The sequence below is a fragment of the Acinetobacter sp. Ac8 genome, assembly GCF_055392545.1.
Genome location: NZ_AP043689.1, coordinates 212,500 through 238,560 on the forward strand (window position 1 = coordinate 212,500; position 26,061 = coordinate 238,560).

General features: G+C 37.1%; 26 protein-coding genes and 2 tRNA genes. 14 read left to right on the top strand and 14 right to left on the bottom strand.

Translation table 11 applies throughout. The features are described 5' to 3' along the window. Nucleotides 1-29 precede the first annotated feature (29 nt). Nucleotides 30-665, top strand: a complete 636-nt coding sequence (locus ACZ5QH_RS00970; RefSeq protein ID WP_034611308.1) for a TetR/AcrR family transcriptional regulator — start codon at nucleotides 30-32, stop codon at nucleotides 663-665. 33 nt (nucleotides 666-698) lie between these two features. On the opposite strand, the gene ACZ5QH_RS00975 is transcribed toward ACZ5QH_RS00970, so the two are convergent. Continuing rightward, on the bottom strand, nucleotides 699-1,034 hold the full coding sequence (locus ACZ5QH_RS00975; protein WP_262087067.1) for a hypothetical protein: 336 nt from the start codon (nucleotides 1,032-1,034) through the stop codon (nucleotides 699-701). A gap of 220 nt (nucleotides 1,035-1,254) precedes the next feature. On the opposite strand from ACZ5QH_RS00975, the gene ahpC reads away from it, so the two are divergent. Then, the gene (ahpC, locus tag ACZ5QH_RS00980) at nucleotides 1,255-1,818 is read left to right on the top strand and encodes an alkyl hydroperoxide reductase subunit C (protein ID WP_004718560.1); all 564 of its coding nucleotides are present in this window, start codon (nucleotides 1,255-1,257) and stop codon (nucleotides 1,816-1,818) included. Nucleotides 1,819-1,886: 68 nt separating this feature from the next. On the opposite strand, the gene ACZ5QH_RS00985 is transcribed toward ahpC, so the two are convergent. Continuing rightward, nucleotides 1,887-2,810: a LysR substrate-binding domain-containing protein gene (locus tag ACZ5QH_RS00985; RefSeq protein ID WP_034611312.1), complete on the bottom strand. Its 924-nt coding sequence runs from the start codon at nucleotides 2,808-2,810 to the stop codon at nucleotides 1,887-1,889. A gap of 131 nt (nucleotides 2,811-2,941) precedes the next feature. Continuing rightward, entirely contained in the window at nucleotides 2,942-3,568 is a 627-nt protein-coding gene (gene ycaC, locus ACZ5QH_RS00990) for an isochorismate family cysteine hydrolase YcaC (protein ID WP_004818434.1), read from the bottom strand. 277 nt (nucleotides 3,569-3,845) lie between these two features. On the opposite strand from ycaC, the gene ACZ5QH_RS00995 reads away from it, so the two are divergent. From ACZ5QH_RS00995 to ACZ5QH_RS01005, 3 genes are all read left to right on the top strand, one after another. Beyond that, a complete protein-coding gene (locus ACZ5QH_RS00995) occupies nucleotides 3,846-4,721 on the top strand; it encodes a pirin family protein (protein ID WP_004718553.1) in 876 nt (291 codons plus the stop codon). A gap of 804 nt (nucleotides 4,722-5,525) precedes the next feature. After that, complete coding sequence (locus ACZ5QH_RS01000; protein WP_303576946.1) at nucleotides 5,526-6,824, top strand: FAD-dependent oxidoreductase; 1,299 nt, start codon at nucleotides 5,526-5,528, stop codon at nucleotides 6,822-6,824. A 60-nt stretch (nucleotides 6,825-6,884) separates the two neighbouring features. Further along, nucleotides 6,885-7,703 (top strand): SAM-dependent methyltransferase, encoded by an 819-nt coding sequence (locus ACZ5QH_RS01005; protein WP_303576945.1) that lies wholly within the window; start codon nucleotides 6,885-6,887, stop codon nucleotides 7,701-7,703. Nucleotides 7,704-7,802: 99 nt separating this feature from the next. Here the strand turns inward: ACZ5QH_RS01005 and ACZ5QH_RS01010 are convergent. Continuing rightward, nucleotides 7,803-7,878, bottom strand: a tRNA-Thr gene (locus tag ACZ5QH_RS01010). A 359-nt stretch (nucleotides 7,879-8,237) separates the two neighbouring features. Continuing rightward, a complete protein-coding gene (locus ACZ5QH_RS01015; RefSeq protein WP_004718547.1) occupies nucleotides 8,238-8,465 on the bottom strand; it encodes a hypothetical protein in 228 nt (75 codons plus the stop codon). Between the two features lie 282 nt (nucleotides 8,466-8,747). Here ACZ5QH_RS01015 and ACZ5QH_RS01020 point away from each other — a divergent pair, with 282 nt between their 5' ends. After that, nucleotides 8,748-9,068, top strand: coding sequence for a hypothetical protein (locus tag ACZ5QH_RS01020; RefSeq protein ID WP_303576944.1), 321 nt, complete (start codon nucleotides 8,748-8,750; stop codon nucleotides 9,066-9,068). A 407-nt stretch (nucleotides 9,069-9,475) separates the two neighbouring features. Here ACZ5QH_RS01020 and ACZ5QH_RS01025 read toward each other — a convergent pair whose 3' ends face one another. From ACZ5QH_RS01025 to ACZ5QH_RS01040, 4 genes are read right to left on the bottom strand one after another with little or no spacing between them, the layout of a single operon-like run. After that, on the bottom strand, nucleotides 9,476-10,063 hold the full coding sequence (locus ACZ5QH_RS01025) for a hypothetical protein (protein WP_303576943.1): 588 nt from the start codon (nucleotides 10,061-10,063) through the stop codon (nucleotides 9,476-9,478). A 44-nt stretch (nucleotides 10,064-10,107) separates the two neighbouring features. Further along, a complete protein-coding gene (locus ACZ5QH_RS01030; protein ID WP_262781984.1) occupies nucleotides 10,108-10,335 on the bottom strand; it encodes a hypothetical protein in 228 nt (75 codons plus the stop codon). After that, nucleotides 10,332-10,463 (bottom strand): hypothetical protein, encoded by a 132-nt coding sequence (locus tag ACZ5QH_RS01035; protein WP_303576942.1) that lies wholly within the window; start codon nucleotides 10,461-10,463, stop codon nucleotides 10,332-10,334. The genes ACZ5QH_RS01030 and ACZ5QH_RS01035 overlap by 4 nt, the downstream gene beginning before the upstream one ends. A 3-nt stretch (nucleotides 10,464-10,466) precedes the next feature. After that, a complete protein-coding gene (locus ACZ5QH_RS01040; RefSeq protein WP_270383047.1) occupies nucleotides 10,467-10,721 on the bottom strand; it encodes a hypothetical protein in 255 nt (84 codons plus the stop codon). Nucleotides 10,722-11,557: 836 nt separating this feature from the next. Between ACZ5QH_RS01040 and ACZ5QH_RS01045 the strand changes: the two genes are divergently transcribed. Both ACZ5QH_RS01045 and ACZ5QH_RS01050 read left to right on the top strand, forming a co-directional pair. Continuing rightward, nucleotides 11,558-13,690, top strand: coding sequence for an McrB family protein (locus ACZ5QH_RS01045; protein ID WP_303576941.1), 2,133 nt, complete (start codon nucleotides 11,558-11,560; stop codon nucleotides 13,688-13,690). 5 nt (nucleotides 13,691-13,695) lie between these two features. Further along, on the top strand, nucleotides 13,696-14,775 hold the full coding sequence (locus ACZ5QH_RS01050) for a 5-methylcytosine restriction system specificity protein McrC (RefSeq protein WP_303576940.1): 1,080 nt from the start codon (nucleotides 13,696-13,698) through the stop codon (nucleotides 14,773-14,775). A gap of 330 nt (nucleotides 14,776-15,105) precedes the next feature. On the opposite strand, the gene ACZ5QH_RS01055 is transcribed toward ACZ5QH_RS01050, so the two are convergent. Then, a tRNA-Ser gene (locus ACZ5QH_RS01055) sits at nucleotides 15,106-15,196 on the bottom strand. 121 nt (nucleotides 15,197-15,317) lie between these two features. Here ACZ5QH_RS01055 and ACZ5QH_RS01060 point away from each other — a divergent pair. From ACZ5QH_RS01060 to ACZ5QH_RS01070, 3 genes are all read left to right on the top strand, one after another. Then, nucleotides 15,318-17,198 (top strand): potassium transporter Kup, encoded by a 1,881-nt coding sequence (locus tag ACZ5QH_RS01060; RefSeq protein ID WP_004718533.1) that lies wholly within the window; start codon nucleotides 15,318-15,320, stop codon nucleotides 17,196-17,198. 597 nt (nucleotides 17,199-17,795) lie between these two features. Beyond that, nucleotides 17,796-18,818: a DNA/RNA non-specific endonuclease gene (locus ACZ5QH_RS01065; protein ID WP_303577000.1), complete on the top strand. Its 1,023-nt coding sequence runs from the start codon at nucleotides 17,796-17,798 to the stop codon at nucleotides 18,816-18,818. Nucleotides 18,819-18,897: 79 nt separating this feature from the next. Then, a complete protein-coding gene (locus ACZ5QH_RS01070; RefSeq protein ID WP_303576939.1) occupies nucleotides 18,898-19,143 on the top strand; it encodes a hypothetical protein in 246 nt (81 codons plus the stop codon). A gap of 107 nt (nucleotides 19,144-19,250) precedes the next feature. On the opposite strand, the gene aqpZ is transcribed toward ACZ5QH_RS01070, so the two are convergent. Then, the gene (aqpZ, locus tag ACZ5QH_RS01075) at nucleotides 19,251-19,943 is read right to left on the bottom strand and encodes an aquaporin Z (protein WP_004718527.1); all 693 of its coding nucleotides are present in this window, start codon (nucleotides 19,941-19,943) and stop codon (nucleotides 19,251-19,253) included. Between the two features lie 275 nt (nucleotides 19,944-20,218). Next, nucleotides 20,219-21,226 (bottom strand): AraC family transcriptional regulator, encoded by a 1,008-nt coding sequence (locus ACZ5QH_RS01080; RefSeq protein WP_224964575.1) that lies wholly within the window; start codon nucleotides 21,224-21,226, stop codon nucleotides 20,219-20,221. A gap of 152 nt (nucleotides 21,227-21,378) precedes the next feature. Between ACZ5QH_RS01080 and ACZ5QH_RS01085 the strand changes: the two genes are divergently transcribed. Then, nucleotides 21,379-22,017: a sterol desaturase family protein gene (locus ACZ5QH_RS01085; RefSeq protein WP_303576938.1), complete on the top strand. Its 639-nt coding sequence runs from the start codon at nucleotides 21,379-21,381 to the stop codon at nucleotides 22,015-22,017. Between the two features lie 379 nt (nucleotides 22,018-22,396). On the opposite strand, the gene ACZ5QH_RS01090 is transcribed toward ACZ5QH_RS01085, so the two are convergent. Further along, the gene (locus tag ACZ5QH_RS01090; RefSeq protein ID WP_004818487.1) at nucleotides 22,397-22,666 is read right to left on the bottom strand and encodes an oxidative damage protection protein; all 270 of its coding nucleotides are present in this window, start codon (nucleotides 22,664-22,666) and stop codon (nucleotides 22,397-22,399) included. Nucleotides 22,667-22,677: 11 nt separating this feature from the next. After that, entirely contained in the window at nucleotides 22,678-24,108 is a 1,431-nt protein-coding gene (gene argH / locus ACZ5QH_RS01095; RefSeq protein ID WP_004718519.1) for an argininosuccinate lyase, read from the bottom strand. Here argH and ACZ5QH_RS01100 point away from each other — a divergent pair. After that, complete coding sequence (locus ACZ5QH_RS01100) at nucleotides 24,099-25,259, top strand: sensor histidine kinase (protein WP_016539114.1); 1,161 nt, start codon at nucleotides 24,099-24,101, stop codon at nucleotides 25,257-25,259. The genes argH and ACZ5QH_RS01100 overlap by 10 nt on opposite strands. Before the next feature lie 49 nt (nucleotides 25,260-25,308). After that, nucleotides 25,309-26,046: a LytR/AlgR family response regulator transcription factor gene (locus ACZ5QH_RS01105; protein WP_004818489.1), complete on the top strand. Its 738-nt coding sequence runs from the start codon at nucleotides 25,309-25,311 to the stop codon at nucleotides 26,044-26,046. Nucleotides 26,047-26,061: the final 15 nt, after the last annotated feature.

Below are 26,061 nucleotides of genomic sequence, written 5' to 3' on the forward strand. Positions count from 1 at the left end.
AAATGCTTAAATAAAATCAAAGGCTGTACATGAATAATCAAAGTTTGTTGGAACGTCGTTATAGTGGACGTCGTGCAGAATTAAAACGTGTGATTTTAACGGAAGCATTAGCCTGTTTTTTAGAATATGGGATTGAAACAACAACAATAGAAATGATCCGTGAACGTGCGCAAACCAGTGTGGGAGCGATTTATCACCATTTTAAAAATAAAGAAGGTTTAGTGGCCGCCCTGTATATTTTAGCCATAGAAGACCAAGCAGAACGCCGTGATCAAGCATTATTGTCTGCACAAAGTCTACAGCAGGGTATCCAAGTGATGACAGCAAGTTATATAGACTGGGTGATGGATTATCCTGATTTCGCCAGATTTTTATATACTGCCAATTTTAGTATTTCTAAAAGTACTCAACGGGATCAGCTAAAACAGCAGAATCATTTACGTAATCAGCACTTATTGGCTTGGATGAAACAGCAACCCGATTATGGGGTGATCAAGAACATTCCCCATGAATTATTATTGTCATTTATGGTTGGATCGACAGAAAGTTATTGTCGGGCATGGTTGTCAGGTAAAGTGAAAGCCACGCCAAAAGTTTACCAAGCAGCATTGGCACATGCGGCTTGGTGCAGTTTAGAAAGCGTATATCAGCAACAACAAGGCTGAATAACCAAGCTTGTTAAATCATGGATGCTATGATTAAAAAATTCGTGAGCTTTGCATATAGTGCGTTGTGACTTGATCTAAGTGATTAAGAATGGTTGCACGATCTTGAGTCTGAATTGCTGTGTCCAGTTGCTGCATATAGCCTAGCAATTGGTTTTTTGCTTTTGCCGCAAATTCAGCAGTAATGGCTTGATCTTCATAGAGTAAAACATAGTTTTTGGCAAAACCATAAATCATAAAAATTGCCGTTTTCTCAAAATCAGACTCAGAATGAGCAATTTGAGATTCACAGTTTATTTTCAGTTGTTTAAAAGCGTCTGTACCAAAAGGAAGGTTTTGGAATTGCTCCAAAAGAATTGAGAACGTCATTTTTTAAAGTCCACTCAAAAAGAAAATCTATAGAGTAAACGGTGAAAGGTCAAGCAAAGTTTGAAATAATATTTTCGATTAAACCAAGCCAACAGATTGGAAAAATAAATCTATAAAACCGATTATTTTTATTAAAAACTCCAGTTTTACCGATTTAATAATTTTTCGTATAGTGATTTCACAGATAAGCAATCCCTGAAACCTATTGAAGGAAGACCAAATGAGTTTGATCAATACTGAAGTTAAAGCATTTAACGCAACTGCATATAAAAACGGTGAATTTATCGAAGTGTCTGAAAAAGACTTCTTGGGTAAATGGTCTGTGGTATTTTTCTATCCTGCTGACTTTACTTTTGTTTGCCCAACAGAGTTAGGCGATCTAGCAGACAACTATGCTGAATTCCAAAAAATGGGTGTAGAAATTTATTCAGTTTCTACCGATACACACTTTACCCATAAAGCATGGCATGACAACTCAGATGAAATCAAAAAGATCCAATATCCAATGGTGGGTGATCCAACATGGGCTTTGGCAAAAAACTTTGAAGTGTTGATTGAAGCTGAAGGCCTTGCAGATCGTGGCACTTTCGTAATTGATCCTGAAGGTAAAATTCAAATTATTGAAATCAATGCCGGTGGCATTGGACGTGATGCACAAGAATTACTGCGTAAAGTGAAAGCAGCACAATATGTACATGCACACCCAGGCGAAGTATGTCCAGCAAAATGGAAAGAAGGCGATGCAACACTTGCACCTTCAATTGATCTGATCGGTAAAATCTAATCATTGCTTAGGATTAGAATTGAAAAACCAGAAGTTTAGCTTCTGGTTTTTTTATTGTTCGCTTGGCTTTATAAAATATAACCATCGTGTTTAGGTGCATAGGCACGAATACCTTCAACTAAATCTTCAATTAATTTTTCCATGACTAAGCGTTGACCTTTGCGTGATGCGTAAACCAACTGTACAACACCGATATTGGAACACCACTCTGGTAACAGATGGATTAAACGCCCTGAAGCAATGTCTCGTTCTACCGTTAAATAGGGAAGATCAGCAATGCCTAAGCCATCGAGTACCGCATAATACGCACCCATTAAGTCATTACTTTTGACCCGAGGCTGTAACGGAATATCAATTTCTTCTCGTTGCTGAATATGATGTAAATGCCAATGATAGTGCTGTTTATCTGTACCTAATACAATGGTTGGAAATTCACAAAGTTCTGTGACATGTTGAATTTCACGATCGCCTAAAAGTTCAGGACTAATCACTAAACAGTGCGTGGTTTTAATCACATCTCTAACGATAATGCTGGAGTCTTCATTGCTTGAAAAGTTAGTACGAATGGCCAAATCAATATCATCATGCAGCACATCGATACGTCGACTGGTGAGTGCTAATTCAACCCGAACTTTGGGATATTTTTTTAAAAACTGATTTAGAATCGGTCGAATTTGATGTTCCATCATCACCGGTGGGCAACTAATTTTAATTAGTCCCTGTAATTCAATTTCTTGTTTTAATAAGACATTCTGAGCATTATCTGCCTGTTCAATAATCTTTGCACATTCCTCAAAGAATTCTTGTCCTAGTGGTGTGACTTTAAAATGCCGTGTCGAGCGTTGAATCAGAGTCACATTAAATTTGGCTTCTAAATCCAGAATACGTCGGCTCAGTTTAGACTTGGTGATATTACTGGCTTCACTCGCAGCACTAAATCCACCATGTTTTACCACCAGATAGAAATAATAGTAGTCATCAAAAGAGTGCACAGCTTCATCTCAGGTGTGTTGATGATAAAATAGTATCATTAATAGGAAAATATTTTAAAATTTGTACACATAAAATGCAGAAACAAAAGCGAGGAATGCAAAGACTTACATTCCTCGCGACAACAATTGTCTTATTTTTGAGAAGTGTTTTGTGTGTAGCTGTTGATCAGATTACGATAGTCAGGGATATGGTTACCAAATAGCGTACCTAAACCTTCAATATCATTACGCCAATCGCGATGTAGCTCACATGAGGCACCAAACCAAGTCATTAATTGTGCACCTGCATTGCTCATACGGTCCCAAGCCGAGTCACGTGTCAGCGGGTTAAATGTTCCTGAAGCATCGGTGATCACAAAGACCTCAAAATCTTCTTCAAGGGCAGAAAGTGCAGGAAAGGCAACACAAACCTCGGTGACAACACCCGCAATAATCAGTTGTTTTTTACCTGTTGCTTTTACTGCTTTGACAAAGTCTTCATTGTCCCAAGCGTTGATTTGACCAGGGCGAGCGATATACGGCGCATCTGGAAAAAGCGCTTTTAACTCAGGGACCAGTGGACCATTGGGGCCATCTTCAAAACTGGTGGTCAGAATGGTGGGAAGGTTAAAATATTGAGCCGCCGCAGCCAGCGCCAAAACATTGTTTTTAAACTTATCTGGGTCAATGTCGCGGACTAAAGAAAGTAATCCAGTTTGATGATCGACTAACAATACCGCAGCATCATCTTTGTTTAAACGAACGTAAGGTTTTCCCATTTTTTATATCCTTGAAGTCACTAAAATTTAAATTGTGCTTAAATGCAAAACAAATTATTTTGCATGGATTTCATGTTACGTGGCTTAATCATGATAATTAAGCCTATAAACTGAGATTAATAATCTCATAAATAAGATGATTGATTAAAAAATACGCTGTCCCATCGCTATTGAATATCCTATATTTGGGATTCAGCGTATTGGTAGATTGCTGTATTGATCACTTTAAAAAACCTAAAATGGATTCATATTAAAGCCTAGAGATAGGAGTATTGAGATGAAAAGAATTATTGGTGTATACCGCAATCAAAATATGCATTGGGTCGGTGATGGTTTTCCTGTAAAAAACTTGTTTTCTTATGATCGTTTAGGTCAAGCGATTAGTCCTTTTTTATTATTGGATTATGCAGCGCCTTATACCTTTGCACCTAGCCATGAACAGCACGGTGTAGGTTCACATCCACATCGTGGTTTTGAAACAGTGACACTCGCCTATCAAGGTGAAGTTACTCATAAAGACTCCCATGGTGGCGGTGGAACCATTAAAACAGGTGATGTGCAATGGATGACTGCGGGCGCAGGCTTGGTTCATGAAGAATTCCATTCACATGAATTCACTGAAAAAGGTGGAATCTTTGAAATGGTTCAGCTTTGGGTGAATTTACCTGCGGCAGATAAAATGACCCAACCAAAGTATCAAGCAATTTCTGCGCAAGATATTCCTGTGATTCATTTTGATGATGATGCAGGCCACTTACGTGTGGTTGCAGGGAAATATGCTGAACAACAAGGTGCTGCTTCAACCTTTAGCCCAGTCAATGTTTGGGATGGTCAGCTTAAAGCAGGTCATGAGCAAATTATTCATGTGCCAGTTGACCACAATACTTTGGTGGTTGTACTCGAAGGTGAAATGCTACTCAATGGTACACAAAAGGTACTTGATAGCTCGATTGTCATGTTTGAAAAAGATGGCGATGCAGCAATTCAACTTGAAGCGGTGCAAGATGCTAAGTTTTTGGTCCTTACAGGTAAGCCACTGAATGAGCCAATTCAAGGCTATGGTCCATTTGTGATGAATAGCAAAGAAGAAATCGTGCAAGCGTTTAACGACTTCAACAATGGCAAATTTGGTGAAATTGTAGCGGAAGCTTAGTTAATGTTGATGAAAGGTATTTGTGTATAACGGAGACCTAGCCTACACACTTAGGCATGTGAAATATTGAGAGAAGTCAAAAAGCGGATTGTAAAATCCGCTTTTTTTATATTTAAAATTTTTAGCACCAAAAGGTCAAAAATTTAAAAAAAGAAAAGAGCTTTGCTCTTATCGAACAGAAGCTCTCTTACGCTGTAGTTTTTTTCTTTAGATGATTATGTCTTGTTTTGATTGGGTTGTTTTGTTATTCGCGCATCATAATTAATTAAAAATGTGAAGTAAAGCACAATATATTTCATTTGGTTAATTTATATCCGTTTTTTGAGTATTTTTTGTATGCCGTCATTTTACAAGTGGTGCAATTGATCTGCTTAAAAAGCAAATTCAAAGTAAAAAAAAGGATCTCTATTCCACACTATAGAGATCCTTTTTATGCTGTAGTTTCTTTTATTGTGTGTGTTGTCATAATTATTTGTTTTTATTGTAAATGTGAATTATTTATCGTTTTTATGCTGTAAATAATAATTAATAAATTGGCATTTGTAAATGTTTTTTTAATAAATAGTTAAATTATCTGTATGTTTTTAACAGTATTTTTTTTATATATATAAATATCAATCAAGTATAAGCAGGGTGTCGCACAAGAGCTTGGTCTAAAACCACTAAAATTAAATAAACACCGAGGAATGGAGATTTTTCCTAAAAAATTTCCAACAAAAAAAGTTAAAACTGGAACTTTTTAATACCGCGATTTAATCGGCTATAGCTCATAATAAAAAAAATGGTTACGCACGGATAATAACTTTGGATATTGCAGTGATTGGTAGTGGTATGGCTGGCCTGGCCACCGCAAGAATTCTTAAAGATGCAGGTCATAACATTACCATCTTCGAAGCATTACCTGGTCGTGGTATGGATAGTCACAGCATTGAGTTTGAAGGTGGTTTGATTGATGCACCTTTGCGCGTGATGAATCAGCATTTATGGAAAAATACACTGAGCCTTGCAACACACCTTGGCATAAAAACCTTTCCAGTGCGTACCTTTATGGCATGCAGTTGGTTATTTGAAGATAAAACAGAAACTTGGTTGACCACATCACGTACCCGTATTGGTAATTTCCCCATTATCAATAACCGTAAAGGGATTAAGCAATATGGTTGGCGTTTAGTCAAAGGGATGTTGCAGCTTAAAACCGCCATTTCTCAATTTTTTAAATCTAAAAATCAAGACATTACCCTTGCTGATTTTATCAATCACAATGACATTGAAGAGGTATTTTGGCACGGTGCAGTAATGCCTGTGCTTTATACCATTTGCACCTGTGACCCTAAAACTATTGGTGAATGGCCTGCAAAACCGCTCTTAATCTTTTTAAAGCAATTAACCGATGGTGATGCTTTATTGCGTTTACATGGTGGAACACCTGCTTTTGTCGATAAATTGATTGAAGGTATTGATATTCATAGCGGTTCTGAAATCACCAAAGTTGAGGAACAGGGTAATGCTGTTCTGGTTGAAAATGCACAAGGTGAGCAATTTCAATTTGACCGTGTAGTGGTTGCAACACCGACCAATAAATTAGAAAAATTTTTAAATAAACAACAATTTGCTGACGATATCGCTTTATTGCAAAAATTTAAGTTTGAGCAAGGCGAATTGGTTATGCATACCGATGCATCTGTGATGCCGCCAAATCGTAAAGATTGGGCTGTGTTGAGCTATATGATGGACCGTAAATTTACCAAACAACAATTCACAGTTTGGCTGAACTCGATTGAACCAAGTCTGGTGGGTAAATCTCCAGTGTTCCAAACATGGCGTCCTGTGACCAGTATCGATCCGAAGAAAGTTATTTCTACCGTGACTTTAACTCGTGCTGTGGTGGATTCTGAAACAGTAGCATTGAATATTGAGTTGCAAGCGCGTCATAAAGTCGCCAACCGCAAAGTATTCTATTGTGGCTCATGGTCATGTGATGGTTTGCCAATTCTTGAATCTGCGGTAACTTCTGCAATGCATATCGCAGAAATTTTTGGTGCACCATTGCCATTTGTTGGATTAAAACCTAAAGTTGAGGTGGCTCCGCAACTTGGCTATTAAAGCCCAGTGAATTCATATAAAGTTTAATGAATTCATAACTGAATAAGTGAATGATTTAAAATGAAATGGCTTCAAGTGATTCAGCAAAAACTTCCAAAACATAAATATGCAATCGATGCAAAAATGTTAGGAGATGATGCTGAGTGTGCTTGGACCAACTTAGGGTATTGGGATGAGACTACATCCTCTTACCCTCAAGCCTGTCAGCAACTTGCTGAACGACTTGCACAAGCGGTACAGCTTACACCACATGATCGGGTACTAGACTTAGGCTGTGGTCAAGGTGCCAGTTTAAAATACTGGTTAGAACACTACCAAATTCAAGACTTAGAAGCGGTTGAGTTACAACAACAGTGTGTCGATAAAATTCAAAAACGACTCCCGCAGATTAAGGCGATTCACTGCCAATCTTTTTTAAATTTAAATGCGCTTTTATTGACGCAACCTTTTGATGTGGTGTTGTGTATTGATGCGGCTTACCACAGTGATTTAAATTTATTTTTAAATTCAGTCGTCCCAATTTTAAATTCAAAAGGTCGTTTGGGTTTTCATGCGTTAATGCTTTCAGACACAGTTTTGAATTCAAAACAAAAAATGAAATACAAATGGCTACTTAAAGCCGCTGATGTCGATTTAAAATCACTGATGACCACGACTCAAATCAATCATGCCCTGCAACAGCATGGTCTTGAGCAAATCGCGCTTGAAGATCTATCTACAGCAGTATTGGCTGGCTTTAGTCAATATATTACGACACGAGTGAAAACAGAGCGTGGAGGGCTAGATCAAATCAAAATACAAATGACCGCAAAACTTTGTCAAAGGTTATTTGAAGAGGGAATCGTTAGATATATACAGCTCAGCGCAGTCAAAACATAATTTTCATTATTTGTGATAGCAAGTAGATCAAAAAATTATAAGAAAATCTCTAAGCCAGAAACAACAAAGCCTCACTAAAAAAGCGAGGCTAAGTAAAAATGGTGCCGGCACACGGATTCGAACTGTGGACCTACTGATTACAAGTCAGTTGCTCTACCAACTGAGCTATGCCGGCAACGTGGCGAGAATTTTACAGAATATTTATAAGATTGCAAGCCAAAAAATAAACAATTGAATAATCTTTAATATTTATAGTCTTAGCGATCGGGTCTTGTTTAGAAGCTGATAATGCCGTGTGCTATGAATGCTTAGATTTTTAGAGAGAAAGGATTTTATCGCTTTTAATTTGTAGACAGACAAAATAGCAAAGATAGCTAGAGTAACGGCAATTAGAGTAACGGCAATTAGAGTAATGACAACTAGAGTAACGATTAATAATCGCTTTAATCTTCCGACTAAAAAGGCTTACGGAGGGGTAAGCCTTGAGTATTTGGGGTTAAATCAATAAATCTTTATCAGTTTTGAAATATAGACTTATTTTCTCCTTAAAATATGATCCAGATCTTGTGCGCATTCTTCTAGGGTGATTGCCATATCTATTTGCATTTGGGGTTTCAATTCGTTTGCGAGTTTTCTCCATTGCTCAATCAATTGGATAGCTTTCTGAATTTTATGCTTATTTACATCTTTGGCAATAGTTGGGGTGTATCCACCACGTTTAGCATTTTTGACTTGTCTTACATAATTGGCGCTGTTATTCATTGTCACTCCCGAATAGCAGTTTTATGCTTTTAACTTGTTTGAATCGCTAATAAGTACCGCATCATGATTATCTTAAGAGAACGTTACATCTATATGATTTTTATTTTGTATTTCACCTCCTTTGAATCGTGCTAGAAGTTCTTTTCACTTGATACTAATTCAAGAAAGTTTGAATTGAAATAGTCAATTGTCTTTTTAGTTGAGTGGATATGTATCTATTTGCTTCAAAAAAGAGCTCAAATATCGTATAACTAAGTTAAGTAAAAACTAGAACAATTGAGAATGAAACGATTCAGTATTTTATTATTATTGGTTTCTGTCGCACATGCTGAAGCTCCTAAAGAATGTCAGTTACTCGAACAGACCTCCGAAATGTTAATGCAGTTACGTCAAAATGGTTTGTCGCTGGATGATGTTGATTTTAATCCTGAAGCACTGACCAATAAAGAACAGTTATTATTAAAAGCCATGATTGACGATGCAAAGGGTGTACCGATTTATCAGATACCTTTAACCCGAAAAAAAGCGATTGGTGATTTTAAAATAAAGTGGCAAGAAGTGTGTCAGTCTGCGGATGTTGTGATGCCAACTGAGACGAGATAAAGGATTGTTTTTTATTTCAACTATAGGGTTATGGGTAATAGAGGGTTTGGTCGCACTATAGAAATATGACTAGATGCAATTCTAAGCGATCATGTTACCGCTCAAGTTAGCGTACAAGTTAGCGATCAAGTTTAGATAAGCTGAAAAGCATTAAACAATGTTATAGGTTGAAACAAAGAGTTTTTATATAGATCTATTATTAGTTTTACTGTGCTGAGGTTCAGTGAAGTTTTATCAAATGCTATTAAGTGATGAGTCATCATGTTTTATAGCGAAAGAAACCGATCAGCATATCAGTAGCGCCAATCGGTTTGACAAGTTCTATGATTTCAGCACAGTACAAAACTTATAGTTGAGGTGTTAGATAAATAGAAACCGATTTGTATAATTTACAAGTCGGTTTTTCTCTAAACGAATCGGTAAAAATTTCCATTAACTTTTATATCAACATGTTTGACCTGTTTTTCTGGACAGGGCATCAGTGAAACATTTAGTCCCATATCAGTTAAGGTTTCACCATCTAGACTCCATGTATCTACTTCACATGAATGACCATCTTTAGTCGTTATTTTAACTTCATTAATCAGCATATCTGGATATCCAATGGGTTTAGCTAAACTTATAGATTCAATCAAGGTAGGCTTATCCGAATTCATACTGTACATAAAGTTTAAACGTGGGACAGAATTGTCATAACAATCCACACTGTATTCGTTAGCACCACAACTCTCAACGACTGGGATTGACTTAGAATCTGATCGTGTATTAGACGTTTTCGACCGTTGCAATTCAGTAGTTGGAATAGAAAGATTAGCATCTGGACTAGTTTGTTGATCTGCTTCAAATTGAGAGACTTGTAATTGGTCAGGATTAATATTTGCTTGTATATTATTGTCCTGTTTGTTTTGCTTAGATTGAATAAGTAAAAGATAGGCAATCCCAGCAAGGGCAATCACGATGATGACATTGAAGATTGTTTGTTGATGATTTTTCATATAATTATCCTTTTAATATTTTATTTAATGTAGCCATTGGTCATTTATTTAGAACGGAATAAAACCATTCCGCCAATGATCAATAAAATAAGTATTCCCCCAATGAATTTTCCGACTGAGGGAAACATCACCGCAGGCCAAACGATGCCTTGACCTAAGTGATAGGCAAATGATTTATAGCTTTGTTGGCCCCAAAAGTTTTGATAGATGGCAAACAGCAACCCGATAATAAAGTAAGCTCTGATTAGCCAAGACTTAATTGATGTATTCATTTATTTTCCCCAAGCGCAAATTTAAGAAGTAGGTAGAACAGTCCAAAAAAGATCATCAAGCCAATAAACGGTAGGCCGAGAAAACAGATGATCACAATCACACAAATGATTCCTGCAATGGCTCTCATGGCTTACTCCCTCATGCATTGCAGGCCACTTTGCATCAAGTCGTATTGAAATGATTCAGTCTGGCTCAGTGTGTATAGGTTGTTCTTTAAACCTTCTTCTCCATATTTGCTTTCGAGTTTTTTGTAGGCACATTTGCATGCACTACGTTCCATGCCTGTGGATTGGCAACCGCTGATAAATTCTCGCTCTGACTTGCTGGCGCAACCTAGTGTCAGTAGTGAGCAACTGATGATTAAAATTGAAGTTAGAGTTTTCATGATTCTCTCCCATTTATTGTTTTGATTATTTTGAAATAGCTGAATTCAGCAAAGTGATCGAATTAAAGACACGTGTAGGCAGTCCAAAGTACCTATAAGTCTTTAGATCAATTTAAGCTGAAATGAAATCTATGATTTTTGCCAGAAACAGGGAGGTTCCCAACATGGCTTTAGAGAAAAGAATAAAAGTAAAAAATGCTTAGTCATGGTTGACTCCTTGGAATTATAAGAAGTTCTACCAAATTACTGCTAAATAATGGAGGCAGAACGAAAGGGGGTTAGCAGACCGGGATCCAAGGAACCAGCACGCACAAGGCGTCCCCCTCCCGTTCTACCGCAAAGGGGGAACACGAGGGTTCCACGACATACAAGAATCATTCCATATATCGTGCTGGATCTACGGTCTGCTAAAACCGACTGACAATGTAGGTCAGCAGGCAAAGGATAATAGTGCAGGCACTTTTAGTCAAATGTGTGGGTTGAAAAGGGTTTTGTCTGCATTAAGTTTGGGGAATTTAGATATATCAGTGTCTGTATTTAAATTGATGTGGGGGACCTCTTTTGTGTTTTGAACAGCACGATGTGATTTTATTTTTGAGAATTGCTTGTATTTAGAGAGTAATGAAGATAAAAATTGGTCGTATAAGGTAGGCTTAATTGGCGTATATGTAAGAGAAAGGGTATTTGTTATATGGGAGTAGTATCATTAAAATTTCGATTTTGCTACAAAAAATAGAAAATTCAAATATAGGCTGCTACTTAAGTTCTAAAGAGCGTAACTTCCGATTCATATAGATATATAATTCATCAAATTTAATATAATTAGTAGTAATAAAATGACTTTGAATGGTATTGAAGATCGATTTGATAAATCAACTTTAACATATTGGTTTGTAGGGGCAACGTTTGATCGCAACGAAGATCAATTTGAACGATTTATTAGTCAAGGGGTTTGGGAAAACGGCTATGAAAATGAGTTAATAGACAAAGTTAATTCAATGAAAGTTGGAGATAAGATAGCTATCAAGTCATCTTATGTTCGTAAAAATGGATTGCCATTTGATAGTAGAAGTAATTTCGTTTCAGTAATGGCGATAAAAGCCGTTGGAACAATAACAGCAAATCGCCATGATGGTCATTTTGTAGATGTAGATTGGGAGGTTTTTAAGAAACCCAGAGAGTGGTATTTCTATACAAATAGAACAACCTTATGGGAAGTAAAGTATGAATCTACCTATGCTAAAGAACTTATTCATTTTACTTTTGAAAATCAATCTCAAAATTTCAATTTCTTTAAAAATGAACCATATTGGAAGAATCGTTTTGGCGACATTATTAAGAAAGAAATTACGTGGGCGCCATTTTTAGTTGATTTATCCAATCAATTACTAGCATATAAGCAGAACAGAGCGGCGTTGGTAGCGAAAATTAAGATTATTGCGGAAAAACAAAATTTATCTTATTTACTTAATAAAGAACTTAATGATATTTGCCCATTCACTGTAATAGGAATGATTAATAGGCAAATGACTATTCCTAATAGACAGGCGATTGCTGCTGATTTAGCAAAAGCCTTGTCTTTAGAATCAGAATTACCAGCTGATTTTGATGGGATTCCGCTTTTAAATAATATGAAATCTTGGTTCTTTTCTTTTGAAGAATTTCAACAACCTAATGATATACAGAATTTATGGGATTTCTTTGAGTTATCAATTTCATTTGCAGATGGTGAAGATACTGCTCAAGCAAAACAGGAGTTTATAGATTCATATGACAACCTATTGAGGCAAAAAGGAATCGGTTGGAATATTACGATGGCCTTATTCTGGATACGTCCATGGGATTATGTAAGTCTAGATGGCAGTTCGCGTAAGTTCATTGAAGAAGAGTTAAAAGTTAAAATTCCATATAGTGGTTTTAAGAAAACGATAAATGGGAAAAATTATTTAGAAATAATTACTACACTCAAAATAATTTTTGAAAAAGATAATTCTATTGTAAAAAGTTTTCCAGAGTTAAGTATTAAAGCGTATGATCCTAACCTTCTAGAAGAAGATGAAAATGCTACAGAAGCATTAATTGCTGAAGATCCTAAAATATCTTTAAAGGGTATTATTGCCAATCAATGTTTTATAAGGGAAGAAAGACTCGATCAGATTGTTCGTAGAATTGAGTCAAAAAAGAACGTTATTTTTCAGGGGGCGACAGGTACTGGTAAAACATGGATAGCACAGCAACTAGCTGAATATATTGCAGGTAGTAATAAGGAAAATTTTATTCATGTCCAATTTCACCCAACCACTTCATACGAAGATTTTATCCGAGGATGGAGACCCAATTCTGAAGGGAAATTACAACTTGTTGATGGTCCATTTCTTGAGTTGATTAATCGAGCGCGTCATAACCCTTCACAAAAATTTGTTATTTTGATTGAGGAAATTAACAGAGGAAATCCTTCTCAGATATTTGGTGAAATGCTAACACTCATAGAAAATTCAAAAAGAGCTCATCAGCATTCACTTGAGTTGATTTATAAGAAAGATAAAAATGAAAAAATCTACATACCTGATAATGTTTATGTATTGGGTACGATGAACATAGCAGATCGTTCATTAGCTAAGTTGGATTTAGCATTTCGTCGACGTTTTGCATTTGAAGAATTAGAACCTACTTTTAATGATGTTTGGATGAAAGTAGTTGCAGATAGTATTGAAGGTATGGCTTTAGAAGAGCTTCAAAAGCTACGTATGAATATTGAGCACTTAAATAGGGTGATTGAGGATGATCCTCGGTTAGGTAAACCATTTTGTATAGGTCACAGTTTCTTTACACCAATGCAATCATCTCTAGGGATTCAAGAATGGCTCAATGATGTAGTGGATTCACAAATAAAACCTTTATTATTAGATTATTGGCCAGATAATGCTCTTCTTGTTGATACGCAATGTAATATATTAAAGGACATTTAGGTAGCATGCTAGATATCCATTATTATTATATTACTAAGTATGGGATACCGATAAGAAATATCTGGTTATTGATTCTTTATGCTTCAGAAGTCTATACGGCTTCTGAAGATAAATTCTTAGATGTTGAAGACAACCCAGAAGATTTATATACCCTTGTATTAGAGTTATTGTGTGAGCAATTTGAAAAGAACATTTCTAAGGGATTATCTTGTAATTATGTTAACAAGAATGAAAACTTAACTCGAATTCGAGGAAGTATTAATTTTTTGACAACAGAAAGTAAAATGTTAATGCAGACAGGGAAAGTCAATTGCTCTTTTGATGAACTTACTTTGAATATACCTAGATATCAATATGTACTTATGACTTTTAAAAATGCTCTCTTTTTAAAAGGAATAGATCAATTTAAAGGAAGACTTCTTCAGAATATCAGTATCCTTCAAGGATTAGGAGTAAAAGATGAATCTAAGCAAACTTATGATATACATGCTGATAGGTTTGGCCATTTCGATTATTCTGAAAAAGTACTTGTAGAAACCTGCCAACTCTTGAATGAACTGCAAATTCCAGCGATGCATAAAGGAAATTACCTCTTACAAGATTTGGCTGAAATGAGTGAAGAATGGTTAAGAAAATTATTTGAGAAAGCCGTTTACGGCTTTTATTTGAATAACTTAACAGCTAATTTGTGGAGCGTTAGCCATAATAAAAAGCTACAGTGGAAATTTGAGTTAGATTCAATTACATCAGATATCATGCCTCAGATGGAAGCTGATATTATTTTAAAGAATAAGCAAACAGAACATGCGACAATTATTGACACTAAATTCAATAAAATTTTAGTACGTAATCGTTTTGGTGGAGAAAAATACAGGAATAGTTATATCTACCAAATCTATGCTTATCTAAGGTCACAAGAAGAAAATGGATGCAGAGCATTTCAAAGAGGGATGTTACTTCATCCAAGTGTTGGAGAAGAAATTGCAGATAAAGTGAAGATTCAAGGGTATTCTTTAGAATTTCAAACAATCGATTTAACTGCAACAGCGAAAGAAATCAAAACTAGACTAATAGAATTAGTCTAGTTTTATATTAATTTTAAAGATTAAATACATTGATTTAAAAGCTTATAAATACTCAATATGATAATAATTTTTAGTTTGAAACATCATTTATCATTTCTTTTTATCAGGGGTAGAGTGAATAATGGAATATAAATAAGTAAAAATCTAGAATTTTAAACAGCTATGATATAGATTTTATTAAATTTTTATTTATAAAACGTGAATATATAAGTAATGTAATACTTCTACAAAAACTGCATATATTAAAATACAATTTTTCAGACACAAAAAAAGCCTAAACCATTACAGTTTAGGCTTTTCAGCTTCCAATGGATGAGGTTGGAATAAATATGGCGGTGAAAGAGGGATTCGAACCCTCGATACGCTATAAACGTATACACACTTTCCAGGCGTGCTCCTTAAGCCACTCGGACACTTCACCAAGGCGTGGGATAATAACCAAAAAAAAGATTTCTGCCAAGCAACAATTGATTTAGAGCAAAAAAAATTTCACAGTGATATGATTGCGCAAAAATAGTGTCTAAATTTTTGAAGACGAATCTATGCAAAGTACTGCAAAAAAAGCCGCGTTACCTGCGATCACACTCGCAGCATTAGGGGTGGTATTTGGAGACATCGGAACCAGTCCCTTGTACGCCCTACGCCAATGTTTTCTGACTGCACACATTGCCATCACCGAAGCGACCGTGCTTGGGATTTTGTCACTGATTTTCTGGTGCATGATGCTCACCATCAGCTTTAAATACGTCACCATTATCATGCGAGCAGATAACAATGGTGAGGGTGGTATCATGTCATTGCTGGCGCTGAACTTACGATCTAATCGTATCGCAGATAATCGCAAAATCTATTTAATTGCCTTGGGCTTTATTGGTGCATCTCTGTTTTTCGGTGATGGTATTATTACCCCAGCAATTTCAGTACTTTCAGCGATTGAAGGGCTGAGTATTGCCACACCTATGTTTAATAAATGGCTGATGCCTTTAGCAATCGGGATTCTTACCGCACTGTTTCTGGTACAAAGACATGGTACGGGAACCATGGGTAAGTTCTTTGGTCCAATCACTCTAACGTGGTTTGCCTCTATCGGTTTAATCGGTATTCATAGTATTAGCCAAACGCCCTATGTCTTAAGCATGCTCAGTCCACATTGGGCGCTGAACTTTATTTTTCACCAACCCTTTGTGGCCTTTTTAACCATGGGTGCGGTGATTTTAACGGTTACAGGGGGTGAAGCACTCTATGCTGATATGGGGCATTTTGGACGGCTGCCGATCCGTTTAGGCTGGTTTATCATTGTGCTGCCTTGTCTGTTATTAAATTATGCAGGGCAAGGTGCGTTATTGCTGCGTAATCCAAGTGCGATTGAAAACCCATTCTATTTGCTTGTACCTGAGTGGGGCTTATACCCCATGATTGCCTTAGCCACAGCGGCAGCGGTGATCGCCTCACAAGCGGTGATTACAGGTGTGTTTTCAATGGCAAACCAAGCCATTCAGCTACGCTATTTGCCAAGATTAACCGTACATCACACTTCTGATGTGGAACAAGGTCAGATTTATTTGCCCTTTATCAACTGGATACTCTACGTCTCGATTCTTTTGTTGATTGTGATTTTCCAAAACAGTGCCAATCTTGCCAATGCTTATGGTGTAGCGGTTACCATGACCATGCTATGCGATACGATTTTGATTTCAATACTGGCATATGGCTTTTGGCGTTGGCCAAAGTGGAAAGTGGCATTATTCGCCATCCCATTTTTAGTGATTGATAGTATTTTTATTGGGTCAACCTCATTAAAAATCATTTCAGGTGGATGGGTTCCGATCCTGATCGGTGCAATCGTATTTACTATTCTGATGACGTGGAAAACCGGGCGAGAAATTGTCTTTAACCGTTTGGAAAAAGATGCCTTGCCGCTGGATCTGTTTATTAAAAGTGTTAGTTTGAGTGATGAAACTCAGTTTGTACCCGGTCAAGCGGTATTCTTAACTGGTAATCCAAATATTGTTCCACATGCGATGTTGCACAATATCAAGCACAATAAAGTTCTGCATGAACGCAATATTATGGTGACGGTGATTACCCGTGATGTACCCTATGTGCCAGACCAAGAAAGAATTCGTGTTGAAGTCTTAGATAAGCGCTTCCAACGAGTTTTTGTTTACTATGGATTTAAGGATCAACCTGATATTCCAAATGCACTAGAATTGGCTTATAAGCAACTCGAAGTTGAATTTGACATGATGCATATCAGTTTCTTCATCTCACGTGATCGTTTGATTCATACCGTGGGTGATGGAATGGCACCATGGCGTGAAAAACTGTTTATTTCAATGCAACGCAATACCAGTCCGGTGAGTGATTTCTATCAAATCCCGCCAAACCGTGTGGTGGAAATGGGTAGCCAGATCGAAATCTAAATTCATATCAATCAAAAGCCAGAAGTCATTCTGGCTTTTTTTTGCCCATGGGTTTTATGGATGGGTGTATTACATTGATTCACTTTATTTTTGGCAGGGATATTTCCTCTAAATCTTGAAAATACGAATTCTTATCTTCTGTATTCTTGATCCCGTAAAAGTAGATAGGCTGATATTGCACTGAGACAGTATCAAACCCTTTAGAATGCTGAGTTTGAATGCTTTTATCATTCAATTCTCCCTAGCGAATCTTGATACATCAGTATAAAACGATCCTATACGACAAACTGTGTCGCAAGGCTGTCGAACAACACTGCGTAACATGACATAATCATGAGCACAAGTGCGATAAAGCATCTGTAAGATATTTGATTTTCTAGCATTTTTTGTGAAATAAACAATAAATTGTTACATGGAATGTTGTTTAGTTAAGCACAAATCGTAGAAGCTTTACTCGGTTGAAGGTCGACACAATATCTTTCAGTTTATTGACTTGTTAAGCTATTTAAATTCAAAAACTTAATCTGTAAGGGTTTTGAGTGGATTGTTTATTTAACCTTGTTTAGGAAGCCTTTGTTGAAAAATTCAGTAGTTAAAATGGTGTTGGGTGTTGTTGCTACTGGAAGTTTTGCGATTGCGTTTGGCCAAGAGAAAATTTTTCAGTTACTGCCATTTACCCAAAGTAGTACCAATAACTCTGCGTGTTTAAATCAGTTCTATCGAGAGCAACCACCTGTTTTAATCAAAGAAAGTTTAAAGAAAAACAGTTATCCCTTATGTTTTAACGGGTTTAATGTGATGTATTCGGGTGTTTCTAAAACACCGTTATGGACAGCAGAATATTTATCTCCACAGCGCTTAAGTCAAAAGATTAAACGTGAAGATAATTTCCACGAAGAGCCACGTGTAAACGCTACACATCGTGCATTATTATCGGATTATCGTGGTTCAGGCTATGACCGTGGTCATATGTCACCCAATGCCGATATGCCCAATAAGGAATCACAGTTCGACAGCTTTTCTTTGGCCAATATGGTGCCGCAAGCTGCTAAAAATAACCAACAAGTTTGGCGTGAGTTAGAAGAAGCAACTCGTGCAATTGTCACCAAGCAAAAGAAAGATGTGTATGTGGTCACTGGCCCAGTGTTTTCTGGCAAAAAACTAAAAACCATTGGAAAGGGTGTGATTGTTCCAACCGCAATCTATAAAGCGATTTACTTGCCTAAACATGGAATCATTGGTGCGTACTATGCACCAAATAATGATTCACTTCAGGTTAAGGTGGTCAGCGTATGTTATTTAGAAGAACAGTTGGGAATGAATTTATTTCCACAACTGACCGAAGAACAAAAGCGCAATACCTATAAATTGCCTTTGAATGCAAAGCAGGTCAAGGTCAATAAAGAAATAGAGTATTCACATTGGGATGCGGAAAGCCAATGTGCAGAAGAGGTCAGTCAGGATAAAATCAGCGCACTGCAAAAGCAGTTCCAACCAAAAAATGGTTCAACAACTACATCGGATGTGCAATTGCCAAAAGTAGACCCAGAAACCAAAGATGCCTTGGTGAAACAATTGGTTGAAGCGTTGTTGCAATATATTTTACAAATTTTGAAATAATTTAGCGTTGATGGTGCAGTATCTTTTGAGAATCTATTTATACTGTGAATAAGATCGAAAAAAATTGAGAAAATTAAAAATGTTTAAACCGTTTGAGAATGGCACCGAATCACATTCAATTCATGATTTAACTTTAGAAAATCAAACTGACTGTGTCAGTATTTATGGCAATTTACAGATCACCAAAGATCAAGCTGGCTTAAAAGCGGCTAAGCTTTTACAAAGCTATCTCAATGAAATTGTAGCAAGTTTAGAGAAGCAAAGTGATCTACCAGAACAGCTCACGCGCCAAAGCGAAGGCGAAATAGAGAATCCATTTCTTTAAAGACCATCCTTATTTTTAAGCCATTTTTGAATCAGTTACTTTCTAATTCATTGGTTTATAAGTGTAAAAAAACCTGCCGAAGCAGATTTTTTACATTCAAAATCTATTTAGGATTGAGGCTCGTTACCCACAACCTTATAAATCAGTGCTCCAATGATTGCACCGACAATTGGCGCCACCCAGAATAACCATAATTGACTCAGTGCTGCTGTTTCAGCAAATAAAGCCACAGCGGTACTTCGTGCTGGATTAACTGAAGTATTGGTGACGGGGATACTAATTAAGTGAATCAAAGTAAGTGCTAAACCGATGGCAATCGGGGCAAAGCCAGCAGGTGCACGTTTATCTGTTGAACCGAGAATAACAATTAAGAAAAAGGCGGTTAATACGATTTCAATTAACAAGGCTGAGACTAAAGAATATTTTCCAGGGGATAAATCACCAAAGCCATTGCTGGCGAATCCACCAGTTCCCGTGAATCCCGCCTGACCTTGTACGATTAAATACAAAACAAATGCGGCCAAAATACCACCGATGACCTGAGCAATAATATAAGGCGCTAAGTCCTTGGCATTAAAACGACCACCTACCCATAAACCCACACTGACCGCAGGGTTAAAATGCCCGCCTGAGATATGCCCTAAAGCAAAAGCGCCTGTGAGTACGGTTAAACCGAATGCCAGTGCAACACCAGCAAAACCGATGCCCAGTTCTGGAAAAGCAGCGGCAAATATTGCGCTACCACATCCTCCAAACACCAGCCAAAAGGTTCCGATAAATTCTGCGAGATATTTATTCATATTGATTCCTAAATTATTTTTTTGAACGGAATGGGGTTATATGACTATTTTTAGATAGTTGATAACCGTGGGGTGGGTACAACTTTTATTTTCTGTATAAAGATAATAGTCTAAAAATATGAAAATAAAATCACAAATAAAAAATATTCATATCAATATCGGCTAATGTTCTGATTTTATTTTAAAAAATTATATTTTACAGCTATTTAATGCTAAACAAATGAGTGGTGAGAATGGTGAAACATGCTGTTTTTATCTATAAATTTAATACACAATTACTTAAACTCTCGATGCTGAAGACGCCATTGTTGCGGTGTTAAGCCTGTCCATTGTTTAAAAGCACGTTGGAAAGCACTTTGTTCTGAGTAACTGAGAAGCAGGGCAATTTCATGCAGACCTAAATGTGGATCTTGTAGATATTGAAAAGCCAATAATTGGCGGACATCCTGAACACGTTGTTGATAGGTGGTGTTCTGACTTTGTAGATGACGTTGTAACTGGCGTATCGACATATTCAGTTGTTTGGCAATCGCTTCGATTTGATAATTGTTTTTTTGTAATCCCAATAAAATACTTTGTTGTAAGCGTTCATCTAACTGGGTGGCATTGGGTAAGCTTTCAAGTAAGGCCTGCGCTTGTTGCATCAGTAGTTTTTGTAGGGTTTGATCACTGCGTTTAAAGGAAATCGCAAGTGCGCTGATGGGAAAGATCAGCTCAACTTTTTCTTGTTGAAAGAGCACAGGACACTTAAAGAATGCTTGATACAGCATGCTATTTTTAGGTTGAGGATGAATAAAATTAACCTGATACAGACTTATATCATCGGATATAAATTGTCTTAAAAACTGAATCACCACAGCCATCGCAATTTCATCAGTAATTTGAGTGGTTAAATGGGTGGGTAGATTTTCCCAACGTACCGAGATGTGCTGTTCATCATAATATTCAACTTTCAGCGGGCTTCCATCATAAATCAATCGATGAAAATCATGGTAGCGGGTGAGTGCCTCTCCAAGCGTGTCACAAGATTGTGCAATATAGGCAATGATACCAATATGTTTGGGTTGTACATATTTAGAGATGTCTAGACCCAAAGCTGGGCTTTGTACTTGTGATTGAATGTCATCCAAGATTTCACGCCAAACGGTATAGTCAAAGCGTTCAACATTTTGAATCTGTTGTAATTTAGATGAGATCTTTAGACCTTTAGCTTCACTAAAAGTATAGAGTAATTGCCCAAGCCCGCCATATATCGAGCCCGCATAGTCCTTTAATTGCATCATTTACACATCTTGTTATTGTGTGATCTACGTCAGCTGTAGTTTAAACATTATACTATTTTAATTTGTCGTAATTTGTCAATGAAAATACTTTTTGATGTCAATACCTATTTCCCAGCATGTTTTATATTCACAATAAGCAAGAGGGATTGATTATGTTAAAAGGTTTTTTAGTCGGATTGGTCGTCGCAAATGGCTTTGAATGGGTTGCGCATAACTATATTTTACATGGTCAACATCGCCCAGGAAAACCACGTTTTAGTCCAGTGCCACGCAGTATGAAATCGCATTGGGAACACCATCGTGAAGTGCGTAAACAAGATTTTCATGATGATGGCTATGTAGAAGGGATTTCAAATTGGCGGACCAAAAATGAAATCGTTTCTTTGGCGGTGGTTGCTGGTGCGGCGAGTTTGATTTTCTACCCGATTTCGAAAGGAATGGTTGCGGCATCGCTTTATAGTGCGTGTAATTATTATTATATCCATCGCCGTGCACATTTAGAGCCAGACTGGGCGATGAAGAAAATTCCTTGGCATTATGATCACCACATGAACTCAAACCAAGATGCCAACTGGTGTGTCACTAAGCCTTGGTTTGATTATCTGATGAGAACACGGGTGATTTCTTCTGCGGATCTGCAAGAGCAGAATCCTTTAGGTGTGAAACTGCCTCAGCCAATCGCAAACTGGTTATCATCCAGCATAGAAAAATATTTTCCAGCCAAATGGGTAGAGAAAAAACCGCTATTGGTTGAGGACAATACACAAAAGCTCAACGATTCTGTGGCTTAATTGGGCTTTTTCAATGTTGTTGCTTATTCTGATCTGTTTAAAACTGCTGTGAAATGAACTGGATGGGTAGTGTAAAATCTATAATTTGTCGTGATTGGTCAGCGTTTTCGGTATCTTTGGTCAATATTAAGCCATGCCATCAATGTATATTGATTGCACAGCATGTACCCACTGCCGTGTTTTAAGTTTTATAGGAGTCTCCAAGACTCCTTTTTTTATGCGTGGGAAAACTAAATATATATAAGATTAAATTTATAAGCTCATGTGATCGCGATCATTTTGTACGATGAAGCAATAAAAAAATCCCCTGACGGGGATTGTTTAAATGGGCATAAGATGCACATCACTTTTGGATTTTTGCCTTAGGAGGCTTTGGTCATTACTCCGGCTTTAAGCCTTCCGCCATTTCCAATGATTGATCATTATCCAAAAATTTTTCACGCTGTTCTTCTAAAAACTTTTTTGCATCTGGTTCAAACACGTTTAAACGTTTTTCATTGATTAACGTGGTTTGGTGTTTTAACCATTCTTGCCAAGCTTGTTTAGACACTGTGTCAAATAACACTTGACCCTTTGGACCTGGAAAGGGTGCAAAGTCTAAACCTTCTAACTCTTTTTGATATTTACGGCAAAATACTTGTCGAGTCATATCAAAACTCCTTATGCATAAAGTTTTTCTAAACGGATATAAGCGCGTTCAATTGCAGCAGCAACCTGTGCAGGCGCAGTACCACCAATATGATTACGCGCATTGACAGATGCTTCAAGGGTTAATGCTTTTTCAAACACATCTGCTTGAATTAAATCTGAGAATTGTTGTAATTGCTCAAGACTTAATTCAGAAAGATCTTTCGATTCTTGCACACCTAAAGCCACAGCTTTACCTACGATTTCATGTGCATCACGGAAAGCAACGCCATTTTTTACAAGGTAATCAGCCAAGTCTGTTGCGGTAGAGAAACCACGTAAAGCCGCTTCACGCATGATTTCAATATTTGGTACAAGTGCAGGAATCATATCTGCAAAAGCCATCAATGAACCACGCACTGTATCAATTGCATCAAACAAAGGCTCTTTGTCTTCTTGGTTGTCTTTGTTATAGGCCAAAGGTTGACCCTTCATGAGGGTGAGCAGACTCATTAAGTCGCCATAGACACGGCCAGTTTTACCACGAATAAGCTCAGGAACATCTGGGTTTTTCTTTTGTGGCATGATCGATGAGCCAGTACAGAAACGGTCAGGAATATTCACAAACTTAAATTGTGCAGAAGTCCAAAGAATCATTTCTTCTGACATACGTGATAAATGCATCATAATTAAAGATGCAGCAGCATTGAATTCAATTGCAAAGTCACGATCAGATACCGCATCTAAAGAATTTTCAGCAACAGCTTCAAAGTTTAACAATTCCGCAGTATACGCACGATCAATAGGATAGGTTGTTCCAGCAAGCGCAGCTGAACCTAAAGGCATACGGTTGACACGTTTACGGCAGTCGATTAAACGCTCAGAGTCACGCACCAACATTTCAAACCATGCCATCAAATGATGACCAAAAGTCACAGGTTGTGCAGTCTGTAAATGGGTAAAGCCTGGCATGATGGTGTCAGTATTGTTCGCTGCTAAGCCCAAGATGCCTTTTTGTAATTTTTCCAGTAAAGTCAAAATCGCATCAATTTCGTCACGTACATATAAACGGATGTCTGTGGCAACTTGGTCATTACGGCTACGACCGGTATGCAATTTTTTACCTGCAATTCCGATACGCTGAGTTAAACGAGATTCGATATTCATGTGCACATCTTCTAAATCAATGCGCCATTCAAATTGACCTGCTTCAATTTCAGCTTTAATTGTGTTTAAACCATTGATAATGTCATCACGTTCTTGTTCTGTAAGGACACCAACTTTTGCTAACATAGTCGCATGTGCGATCGAGCCAGCAATATCTTGTTTATAAAAGCGTTGGTCAAATTGAACTGATGCAGTAAATTCAGCAACAAAGGCATCAGTAGCTTCAGAGAAACGACCGCCCCACATGCCTGAAGTTTGGGCTTGTGACGGATTAGAGGAATTAGAAGATGTGGTCATATCGGCTCAGTAGGAAAAAAAGCAGTAGAACTAAACGCAGTATAACAAATTCAGCCTCACTTGCCGAAGTAAAGCGCAATCATTCATCAATAAAATCTGGGCGCGGTTTTTATCAGTCTTATTTTTTTAGCAAAATGGGGCACCGCAAGTATTTATTCGAATTATTTATCTCTAGCAATGTGTTGGCTTTTTTATTGGCACTGGCCGAAGCACAATCATGGGGCAATTTAAATCTTTGGCATGTTTTAGAATATATTTTATATATTAATTGGATATTATTGGCCTTTGCAGCTTTTCAGGATGTATTTGAAAAAAGGCTATCGCAATATACCTATTTATCTATTTCAATATTCAGTTTTATCCTTTTACAGGCGATTGTGTTGTGTACAACACTGGTTTTAAATATTATTCATTATTGGGGAACGCATTTTTCTTTACAAAATATTTCCATGCAAGACATTTCGCATAATCTTATTTTGCATGTCAGTTATGGGGTATTACTGGGCGCATTTTGTTTACGCTACTTGTATATCCGTGAACAAGCAGTATTGCAGCAAAACAGTGAATTGAATGCGCGTATTCAGGCCATGCAAGCACGTATTCATCCACATTTTTTATTTAATAGTTTAAATAGCGTGGTGAGTTTAATTGCGATTGATCCCGATAAAGCTGAACAAATGCTGATAGATTTATCCAAATTGTTTAGAGCCAGTTTTCAAGAATTAAAGCTCGTGACCTTAAAAGAAGAAATACAGTTATCTCAACAATATATTGCAATAGAGCAAATTCGTTTGGGAGATCGTTTAAATGTGGAATGGAATATTCAACAACCACTGTTATTAGATCAGGTCAAAATTCCCTTATTAACCTTACAACCTTTAATTGAAAACAGTATTTTTCATGGGGTTGAGCAAAAGATTATCGATGCCAAGATCGGCATACTGGTTGAAATATTGCAAAATCAAGTCAACATAGTCATTACCAACCCATTTTTACAAGATAGAATAAAAGTACGAGAAGGGCATGGAATTGCTTTAGAAAATGTAAAACAGCGTCTAAAAGCACATTTTGGCGATTCTGTTTATTTTCGGAATTATGCAGGGAATGGATTATTTACAATGGTAATCCAATATCAGTATAAAAATAGATGATTGGGAAATTCATTAAAATAAAGACGATATATTTGGGTAAGGAGGAGCAATGGACATCCTGATTTGTGATGATGAACCGCTTGCAGTGGAACGCTTATCACGATTGGTGTCGCAACTTGGGCATCAGGTTATTGCAACAGCGCAACATGGTCAACAGGCATTGGAAATGGTTCAGCAGTTCGAGCCAGATGTGGTGTTGCTTGATATTCAAATGCCAGAAATGGATGGTTTAAGCTGTGCGCAGCATTTAGCGCATTTTAATCCGACGCCAGCCATCGTATTTTGTACGGCATTTGATGAACATGCTTTGCAAGCCATTCAATCTCAAGCAAAAGGATATTTATTAAAACCAATTGCCAAGGATGATTTAGAAACGGTTTTGGAGAGTGTCACTAAACTGACTCAAGCTCAATTAACTCACCTAGAAAAAAAAGAACTCATGGAAGAAAAAGTGCAAAGACAGCAAATTGCTGCAAAAACCTATCGAGGTTTGGAGCTAATTCCTGTTGAAAATATTTACTATTTTTTAGCAGATCAAAAATATGTCACTGTACGCCATAAAAATGGCAGTGTGCTTATTGATGAAACGCTCAAAGATTTAGAAACAGAGTTCGCAGATCGATTTATTCGTATTCATCGTAATGCTTTAATTTCTCTAGATTATTTGGATGGGTTGGAAATGGTGTCCTCCGGTCAGTATCAGGTACGATGCCGCGAGTTAGACGAGCGTTTGGCAGTCAGTCGTCGTCACTTACCGTTACTGCGCGAACGGATGCAGAATTTATAGTTTGATGGGAAGCTT